Genomic DNA, 8,589 nt, shown 5'->3' on the forward strand with positions numbered 1-8,589 from the left:
CGCCCGGCACCCCGGTCCGGCCCCTCAGCCCTCGGCGCGCTCGTTCAAGTGGTGCAGCAGCCGGGCCAGCTCCGCGACCTCGGCCCGGTCCCAGCCGGCGAGCTTGCGGGCGTAACGGCCCCGGCGGGCATCGCGGACGCTGCGGAAGCGTGCGAGCCCCTCCTCCGTGAGGCGGACGAGCGAGGCGCGGCCGTCCGCCGGATCGGTCTCCCGCGTCACCAGGCCGAGATCCTCCAGGGCCCGCAGCTGACGGCTCACGGTCGCCTTGCCCACCCCGAAGTAGGCGGCGAGGTCCGTGGCCCGCTGCCGGCCGGCCGATTCCAGCCGCACGAGGAGCCCGTAAGCGGCGGCTTCCAGATCCGGATGGACCTCGCGGGCCATCTCCCCCGAGTTGGCCCGCGCCCGCCGCAGGAATACGGCCAACTCCCGCTCCAGGGCGAGAAACTCGTGGTCCACACCATTTCCGGCCATGGCGCCGGGTCCACCACCGCTTCCGCTCCCGTGCACGTCAGCACCCCTCATACGCTTTCCCGCCGATGAAACTTTCCTTCAGCTCCGGTCATCGCCGCAGCTGAGCCAGTATTTCGCAGGCGTAGACCTCCGGCAGCGGCCAGGACCCCTTCCGGAGCGTGGGTCTACGTGCGTAGCTTCATGAGGGCCAGGGATGGCATGTCCATTCCATGACGCACGTACCGCAGGGGTGTCCCGCACCCGCTCCTCGGCCATGAGCTCTCCCCACCGAGCCTTCGGAGGCACGCAATGCCCGTGCACAGATCCGGAACCTCAGCACCTCGCCACCGCCGCCACCGCCTCTGCGCGGCGGGCGCGCTGCTCGCCGCCCTCACCCTGCTGCTCGCACTGCCCGGCGCGGCTTCCGCCGACGGGTTCCCGGCCGTCCCCGAACGGGGTACGGCGAGGATGGGCCAGGGCGTGATCGCCCACGACGGGCAGGGGGGCGGCACCCCGGCCGGTACGTCGGCCGTCCAGACCGAAGGTGTGGACGTCAGCAGTCACCAGGGCGACGTCGCGTGGTCGACCCTGTGGAACAGCGGTGTGAAGTGGGCCTACGTCAAAGCCACCGAGGGGACGTACTACAAGAACACGTACTTCGCACAGCAGTACAACGGTTCCTACAACATCGGCATGGTCCGGGGCACTTACCACTTCGCCACTCCGGACACGGCGAGCGGTGCGGCCCAGGCGGACTACTTCGTGGACAACGGCGGCGGCTGGTCCAGGGACGGCAGGACACTGCCCGGTGTGCTGGACATCGAGTGGAATCCGTACGGCGCGCAGTGCTACGGCAAGACCCAGGCGGGCATGGTCGCCTGGATCCGTGACTTCGTGAACACCTACAAGGCCCGCACCGGGCGCGACCCGGTGATCTACACCGCGACCAGCTGGTGGAAGGACTGCACGGGCAACAACGCGGGCTTCGGCGCCACCAATCCGCTCTGGGTGGCCCGTTACAACACCACGGTCGGCGAACTCCCGGCCGGCTGGGGCTACTACACGATGTGGCAGTACACGTCGTCGGGCCCCACCGTCGGCGACCACAACCGTTTCAACGGCGCGCTGGACCGCGTGGTGGCGCTCGCGAACGGCTGAGCCCTCACCGGTCAGGGCGGACCCCGGTGACGGACCCCGGGTCACCGGGGCCGGCTCCGCGCCCCGCCCCCCGAAACCCGCCCGCAAGCGGAACGGCCCGCCCTCCCGGAGGAGGACGGGCCGCCCGTACCGGCCGTCGGCGTGATGCCACGTCCGTCACAGCGTGACGCCTACGCGGCGGCCGGGATCCTGTCCTGCACCCTGGCCGAGGCCGGGGCGAGCGCGATCTCCAGCACCTGGCGGACATCGGTCACCGGGTGGACCTCCAGGGTGTCGAGGACCTCTGCCGGGACGTCGTCCAGGTCGGCCTCGTTGCGCTTGGGGATCACCACGGTGGTGATGCCGGCCCGGTGCGCGGCCAGCAGCTTCTGCTTCAGGCCGCCGATCGGGAGCACCCGTCCGGTCAGCGACACCTCACCGGTCATGGCCACATCCGTCCGGACGAGCCGCCCCGAGAGCAGGGAGGCCAGCGCCGTCGTCATGGTGATACCGGCACTCGGGCCGTCCTTGGGGACCGCACCCGCCGGGAAGTGGATGTGCGTGCCCCGGTCCTTGAGATCCGCGACCGGAAGCTCCAGCTCCGCGCCGTGCGAGCGCAGGAAGCTCAGAGCGATCTGCGCGGACTCCTTCATCACGTCGCCGAGCTGACCGGTGAGGGTGAGTCCGGACGCCCCGGTCTCCGGGTCGGCCAGCGACGCCTCCACGTACAGCACGTCGCCTCCCGCTCCGGTCACCGCGAGCCCGGTGGCCACTCCCGGCACCGCGGTGCGGCGCTCGGCCGGGTCCTGGGCGGACTCCGGTACGTGGTGCGGCCGGCCGATCAGGCCCCGCAGGTCCTGCTCGGACACCGTGAACGGCAGCTCCCGCTCACCCAGTTCGTGCTGGGCCGCGATCTTGCGGAGCAGCCGTCCCACGACCCGCTCCAGATTCCGCACCCCGGCCTCGCGGGTGTACTCGCCGGCCAGCTTGCGCAGCGCGGACTCGTCGAGGCTCACCTCGTCCTTCTCCAGACCGGCTCGCTCCAGCTGTCGCGGGAGCAGGTGGTCACGGGCGATGACGACCTTCTCGTCCTCGGTGTAGCCGTCCAGCGTGACCAGCTCCATGCGGTCGAGCAGGGCCTCCGGGATGGATTCGAGGACGTTGGCCGTGGCCAGGAAAACGACGTCGCTGAGGTCGAGTTCGACCTCCAGGTAGTGGTCGCGGAAGGTGTGGTTCTGTGCCGGGTCGAGCACTTCGAGCAGGGCGGCCGCCGGGTCGCCCCGGAAGTCCGAACCGACCTTGTCGATCTCGTCGAGCAGGATGACCGGGTTCATCGAACCGGCCTCCTTGACGGCCCGGACGATGCGTCCCGGGAGCGCGCCGACGTACGTACGCCGGTGGCCCCGGATCTCCGCCTCGTCCCGGACACCGCCGAGCGCTACCCGGACGAACTTGCGCCCCATGGCGTGCGCCACGGACTCGCCGAGCGAGGTCTTGCCCACGCCGGGCGGGCCGACCAGTGCCAGCACGGCACCACCGCGCCGGCCACCGACCACACCGAGCCCGCGGTCGGCACGCCGCTTGCGCACGGCGAGGTATTCGGTGATGCGCTCCTTCACGTCCTGCAGACCCGCGTGTTCGGCGTCGAGGACCTCCTGCGCGCCGCGGATGTCGTAGGCGTCCTCGGTCCGCTCGGTCCAGGGCAGCTCCAGGACGGTGTCCAGCCAGGTACGGATCCAGGACCCCTCAGGGCTCTGGTCGGAGGTGCGCTCCAGCTTCTCGACCTCCTTGAGCGCGGCCTCGCGGACGTGTCCGGGGAGATCGGCGGCCTCGACACGCGCACGGTAGTCGTCGGACTCGTCCTCCGGATCGCCGTTGAGCTCGGAGAGCTCCTTGCGCACGGCGTCGAGCTGGCGCCTCAGCAGGAATTCGCGCTGCTGCTTGTCGACGCCCTCCTGGACGTCCTTGGCGATCGACTCGGCGACATCCTGCTCGGCGAGGTGCTCGCCGAGCCACTTCACGGCCAGCTTCAGCCGGGCGACCGCGTCGGCGGTCTCCAGCAGCTGGACCTTCTGGGCGATGGTGAGGAAGGGCGAGTAACCGGAATTGTCGGCGAGGGCGGAGATGTCGTCGATCTGCTGGACCCGGTCCACGACCTGCCAGGCTCCGCGCTTCTTCAGCCAGCTGGTGGCGAGTGCCTTGTACTCCTTGGCCAGCTCGGCGGCGGAACCGGGCAGGGGGTCGGGCACGGACACGTCGATCCGCGTGCCCTCCACCCACAGCGCGTTGCCGGGGCCGCTGGTCCCGGCGCCGATCCGCACCCGGTCGCGGGCCCGGATGAGGGCGCCCGGGTCTCCGTCCGACAGCCGTCCGACCTGTTCGACGGTGCCCAGGACGCCGGTACCGGTGTAATTCCCGTCGATGCGCGGCACGAGCAGCACCTCGGGCTTGCCGCCCCCGGGCCGGGCGACGGCCTGGGCGGCCTCGACGGCGGCGCGCACCTCCGCGTCCGACAGGTCGAGCGGCACCACCATTCCCGGCAGCACGACCTCGTCGTCGAGCGGCAGCACGGGCAGGTCGATCGGCGTGATCGCCCGGGACGCATGGGACTCAGCAGTCATGATCTCCCCTTCGGCAGGCAAGTTGAGCTATATGGACTCAATGCTTGTGAGCCTTCGAATGTTCCCCGCGCTGCGTTCGCTCTCAGCGATCAAGGATCGCGCCGGGCCTCCGCCTGTGAGACTCCGCGCATGGGCGGGGAGAGCGGCACCGGGGACAGGGGGCTCGCGGCGGACGGGACGATCCGCCGCGAGGGCTCGGCCGAACGCGTACAGACGGCCTTCGCCCCGGTCGTCGATGCGGCCCGCGCCCGCATCACCGGCGCGTTCGGCCCCGGCCGGCTGCACAGCGCCTACCTCTACGGCAGCGTCCCGCGGGGCACGGCCATTCCCGGCGTGTCCGACCTGGACCTGCTGGTGGTCGTGCGCGACGGACCCACCGGCGCGGACCGGGTGGCGGCCGAGGAGACCGGCACCGCCCTGGACCGCGCGTTCGCCGTGATCGACGGAGCAGGCCTGCTCCTCTCCTCCGTCCGCGCCGTGCTCAGCGAGGCGGAGCGTGACGACTTCGGATTCTTCGTGGCCTGCCTGTGCGCCCCGCTGCTGGGCGAGGACCTCGCCCCGCGTCTGCCGCGGTACCGCCCCACGTCGCAGCTGGCCCGCGGGACGAACGGCGACCTGGCACTCGCGCTCCCCCGCTGGCGTGCCCTCGCCGCGGGTGCCACGACCGACGAGGCACGCCTGCGGCTGAGCCGGCGCGTCTCCCGCCGCCTCGTCCGCACCGCGTTCACCCTGGTCATGCCCCGCTGGGGCGGCTGGACGAGCGATCTGCACCGGTCCGCCGAACTCTTCGCGCGCCACTACCCGGACCACCCGGAACGCATCGCACAGGTCCGCGCCGCCGCTGCCACGGCACGGACACCGTCACCGGATCCGGCCGTGCTCACGATGCTCGTCGAGGATCTGGGCCCCTGGCTGGTTGCCGAGTACACCGGGGTCCACGGGACGAAAGCGCTCCGCCCCGAGGAGTGAAAACGCGTAAATCCACTGGTCCCCGGGCGGGCGGCGAGGAAAACTGGGGCGGCCGGAGCCAGAACCACCTGCCGCCCGCCGGAGACCGGAGACCGCGCCCATGTCCGTCACAGACGCCCACCGCCCCGTCGTCCTCGACCGGCGTGAAGGGCCGTTCGGCGAAGTCGTCCTGCGCGAGCGCGGCGACGACTTCGAGATCATCGCCAACGGCTGTTTCCTGATGGACACCTCCGACGGCCGTTCCGAGCGTCTGCTGATCGACGCGGCACTCGCCGCGCTGCCCGCCGGACGGCCCGGCCCCTCGGTGCTGATCGGCGGGCTGGGTGTCGGATTCTCACTGGTGCGGGCCGCCGCGGAGCCGCGCTGGGGCCGGATCACCGTGGTCGAGCGGGAACAGGCCATCGTGGACTGGCACCTCGGCGGTCCGCTCGGCCGCGTCTCCGGGAGGGCGCTCGCCGATCCGCGGACCGAGATCCTCCGCACCGACCTCGTCACCCATCTGCACACGGCCACGGAGCGTTACGACGCCCTGTGCCTGGACATCGACAACGGCCCTGGATGGACCGTCACCGAAGGTAATGAAAACCTCTATTCACCCCTCGGCCTCGCGGCCTGCCGCGCACGTCTGACGCCCGGCGGGGTCCTCGCCGTCTGGTCCGCGCAGCCGTCCGCCGACTTCGAGCAAGCACTGCGGAATGCCGGATTCCACGCAGTAAGGACCGAAGAAGTAGCCGTTGCCCGAGGTGTGCCGGACGTGGTCCATCTCGCACTCCGGGACCACTGAACCCCCACCCCGTATGCACATCCCTGCCCCACCATGGAACAGGTGACACAAGTCCGCCGGTCCGTCTCCTTCCCGCGGGTAACACCTTCACGACGGACAACACCCTGCGTAGCCGAGAGGCATCCTCTGCCTTTACGCTGCTGACCGGCACAAGGGTCACCGACGAAAACGACAAGCGATAACCGTGCCTCCGGGGGAATGGCCTCCGCGAGAACGGGCAGGGGCGGGGCGATGGAACAGACACACACCACCCACAACGGCGTCGCGGCCACCCCCGGGGCTCAGCGCCGGGTGCTGGTGGTAGAGGACGACCCGACGATCGTCGACGCCATTTCCGCCCGGCTGCGGGCGGAGGGTTTCCTGGTGCAGACCGCACTGGACGGGCCCGCGGCCGTGGACGCCGCAGAGGCCTGGCAGCCCGACCTGATGGTGCTCGACATCATGCTTCCCGGCTTCGACGGTCTGGAGGTCTGCCGCCGCGTGCAGGCCCAGCGCCCCGTGCCGGTGCTGATGCTCACCGCACGCGACGACGAGACCGACATGCTGGTCGGGCTCGGGGTCGGCGCGGACGACTACATGACCAAACCGTTCTCCATGCGGGAGCTGGCGGCGCGGGTGCACGTCCTGCTGCGCCGGGTCGAGCGGGCCGCGCTGGCCGCGGTGACCCCGCGCAGCGGCATCCTGCGTCTCGGTGAACTGGAGATCGACCACGCGCAGCGCCGCGTCCGGGTGCGCGCCGACGACGTCCACCTCACCCCGACCGAGTTCGACCTGCTGGTCTGCCTGGCCAACACACCGCGCGCGGTCCTGTCCCGGGAGCAGCTGCTGGCCGAGGTCTGGGACTGGGCGGACGCCTCCGGGACCCGTACGGTCGACAGCCACATCAAGGCCCTGCGCCGGAAGATCGGCGCCGAGCGGATCCGTACCGTGCACGGCGTCGGCTACGCCCTGGAGACACCCGCGCCATGACGCGGCCGGGCTCGGGACTGCGGCCCTTCTCGATCAAGGCAAAGCTGGGCACGCTCGTGGTGATCTCCGTCTTCATCACGACCGGACTGCTGATCGTCGCCCTGCGGACCAGGACCGAATTCCGGTTCATCACGGTCTTCTCGGTGATCGCCACGCTGCTGATCACCCAGTTCGTGGCCCACGGCCTGACCGCACCGCTGGACGAGATGCGCGCCGTCGCGCGGTCCATCTCGCAGGGTGACTACACGGGACGGGTGAGCGGCGCCGGACGGCGGGACGAGCTCGGCGACCTGGCCCAGACGATCAACCACATGGCGGACGACCTGGAGGCGGAGGACCGGCACCGCAAGGAGCTGGTGGCCAACGTCTCCCATGAGCTGCGCACACCGATCGCGGCGCTCAGAGCCGTCCTGGAGAACGTGGTGGACGGGGTGTCCGCCGCGGATCCCGAGACGATGCGTACGGCACTGAAACAGACCGAGCGCCTGGGCAGGCTGGTGGAGACCCTGCTGGACCTCTCCCGGCTGGACAACGGTGTGGTGATGATCAAGGCACGCCGCTTCGAGGTCTGGCCGTATCTGTCGGGCGTGCTGAAGGAGGCGAATCTCGCCTCCTCGCAGCGCCGGCTCTCCTCCGGTTCGGGCAACCACTCCCGTACGGACGTCCATCTGCACCTCGACGTGTCGCCGCCCGAGCTGACGGCGTACGCGGACGCGGAGCGCCTGCACCAGGTGGTGGCCAACCTGATCGACAACGCCGTCAAGCACAGCCCGCCGCACGGCCGGGTCACGGTGCTGGCGCGGCGCGGGGCGTATCCCGAGTCGCTCGAACTGGAGGTCATCGACGAGGGCCCCGGCATCCCGGAGGCGGAGCGTCACCGGGTCTTCGAACGCTTCAACCGCGGCCAGGCGCCGTCCCCGCACGGGCCGGGCAGCGACGGCGGCACGGGGCTCGGGCTCGCGATCGCCCGCTGGGCGGTGGATCTGCACGGCGGGCGCATCGGGGTGGCCGAATCCGCCCGCGGCTGCCGGATTCAGGTCACCCTTCCGGGGAACGTGCCCATCAACGGTTGACCCTGCGTTCGAAGCGGAGGGCCCCGTTTCTCTCTCCCGCCCGGGAAAGAGATACGGTCCAGGGGGCTGTAGCACCGGCCTCGCGTACCGAAGGGCAGTGGAACCCTGCTTGTTTCCCGCCATTTCATGCGCCGAAACCCGGCTTCCGATGTGATGTGCACGACGAAGACCGGCCCGGCCTGCACGTAACGGCTCGGGAGGCGTAGCCTTGATTTCCGCTGTCCATCACCTTGTGAAGCGGAAGAGGGCGGTTGCCGCCGTGTCGTCTCAGTCCCCCAGTAACTCGAGCATCTCGACCGATCAAGAAGCAGGCTCCGGGTCCAACCCGGCCGCCGCTTTCGGCCCAAATGAGTGGCTCGTCGACGAGATCTACCAGCAGTACCTCCAGGATCCCAATTCGGTCGACCGTGCCTGGTGGGACTTCTTCGCCGACTACAAGCCGGGCACGTCCGGCACGGCGGACAAGCCCGTCCCCGCACCCGCGGGAGAGGTGACCCCGGCTCCGGCCGCCACCGCCGCGAACACCACCGCTCCGGCGCAGGCCGCGCCGCAGGCTCCGGCAGCCCCGGCCGAGCCCGCGGCCGCC

The 8,589-nt window shown here is 70.8% G+C and carries 8 protein-coding genes; 6 read left to right on the plus strand and 2 right to left on the minus strand.

The features are described 5' to 3' along the window. Positions 1-24 precede the first annotated feature (24 nt). A complete protein-coding gene (locus tag VN520_RS11535) occupies positions 25-522 on the minus strand; it encodes a MarR family winged helix-turn-helix transcriptional regulator (RefSeq protein WP_325746787.1) in 498 nt (165 codons plus the stop codon). 237 nt (positions 523-759) lie between these two features. Between VN520_RS11535 and VN520_RS11540 the strand changes: the two genes are divergently transcribed. Then, positions 760-1,608 carry a lysozyme gene (locus VN520_RS11540; protein ID WP_325746788.1) on the plus strand — a complete coding sequence of 283 codons (849 nt, stop codon included), beginning with the start codon at positions 760-762 and terminating at the stop codon, positions 1,606-1,608. Positions 1,609-1,778: 170 nt separating this feature from the next. On the opposite strand, the gene lon is transcribed toward VN520_RS11540, so the two are convergent. Then, a complete protein-coding gene (gene lon / locus VN520_RS11545) occupies positions 1,779-4,208 on the minus strand; it encodes an endopeptidase La (RefSeq protein ID WP_325746789.1) in 2,430 nt (809 codons plus the stop codon). 129 nt (positions 4,209-4,337) lie between these two features. Here lon and VN520_RS11550 point away from each other — a divergent pair, with 129 nt between their 5' ends. The 5 genes from VN520_RS11550 to VN520_RS11570 all read left to right on the plus strand — a co-directional run. Beyond that, entirely contained in the window at positions 4,338-5,177 is an 840-nt protein-coding gene (locus VN520_RS11550) for a nucleotidyltransferase domain-containing protein (RefSeq protein WP_325746790.1), read from the plus strand. 100 nt (positions 5,178-5,277) lie between these two features. Continuing rightward, on the plus strand, positions 5,278-5,961 hold the full coding sequence (locus VN520_RS11555) for a spermidine synthase (protein WP_325746791.1): 684 nt from the start codon (positions 5,278-5,280) through the stop codon (positions 5,959-5,961). A gap of 231 nt (positions 5,962-6,192) precedes the next feature. After that, positions 6,193-6,930: a response regulator transcription factor gene (locus VN520_RS11560; protein ID WP_056794186.1), complete on the plus strand. Its 738-nt coding sequence runs from the start codon at positions 6,193-6,195 to the stop codon at positions 6,928-6,930. Beyond that, positions 6,927-8,003: a HAMP domain-containing sensor histidine kinase gene (locus VN520_RS11565; RefSeq protein WP_325746792.1), complete on the plus strand. Its 1,077-nt coding sequence runs from the start codon at positions 6,927-6,929 to the stop codon at positions 8,001-8,003. The genes VN520_RS11560 and VN520_RS11565 overlap by 4 nt, the downstream gene beginning before the upstream one ends. A 259-nt stretch (positions 8,004-8,262) precedes the next feature. Continuing rightward, on the plus strand, positions 8,263-8,589 hold a 327-nt coding region (locus VN520_RS11570; RefSeq protein WP_325746793.1), incomplete at its 3' end, for a 2-oxoglutarate dehydrogenase E1 subunit family protein.

It is taken from the genome of Streptomyces sp. (assembly GCF_035563135.1).
GTDB lineage: Bacteria > Actinomycetota > Actinomycetes > Streptomycetales > Streptomycetaceae > Streptomyces.

Bases quoted from the DNA above. Each gene is read 5' to 3' on its own strand.
- VN520_RS11555 (WP_325746791.1), top strand. From the start codon at position 5,278: ATGTCCGTCACAGACGCCCACCGCCCCGTCGTCCTCGACCGGCGTGAA.
- VN520_RS11535 (WP_325746787.1), bottom strand. From the start codon at position 522: ATGAGGGGTGCTGACGTGCACGGGAGCGGAAGCGGTGGTGGACCCGGC.
- VN520_RS11540 (WP_325746788.1), top strand. From the start codon at position 760: ATGCCCGTGCACAGATCCGGAACCTCAGCACCTCGCCACCGCCGCCAC.
- VN520_RS11565 (WP_325746792.1), top strand. From the start codon at position 6,927: ATGACGCGGCCGGGCTCGGGACTGCGGCCCTTCTCGATCAAGGCAAAG.
- VN520_RS11550 (WP_325746790.1), top strand. From the start codon at position 4,338: ATGGGCGGGGAGAGCGGCACCGGGGACAGGGGGCTCGCGGCGGACGGG.
- lon (WP_325746789.1), bottom strand. From the start codon at position 4,208: ATGACTGCTGAGTCCCATGCGTCCCGGGCGATCACGCCGATCGACCTG.
- VN520_RS11560 (WP_056794186.1), top strand. From the start codon at position 6,193: ATGGAACAGACACACACCACCCACAACGGCGTCGCGGCCACCCCCGGG.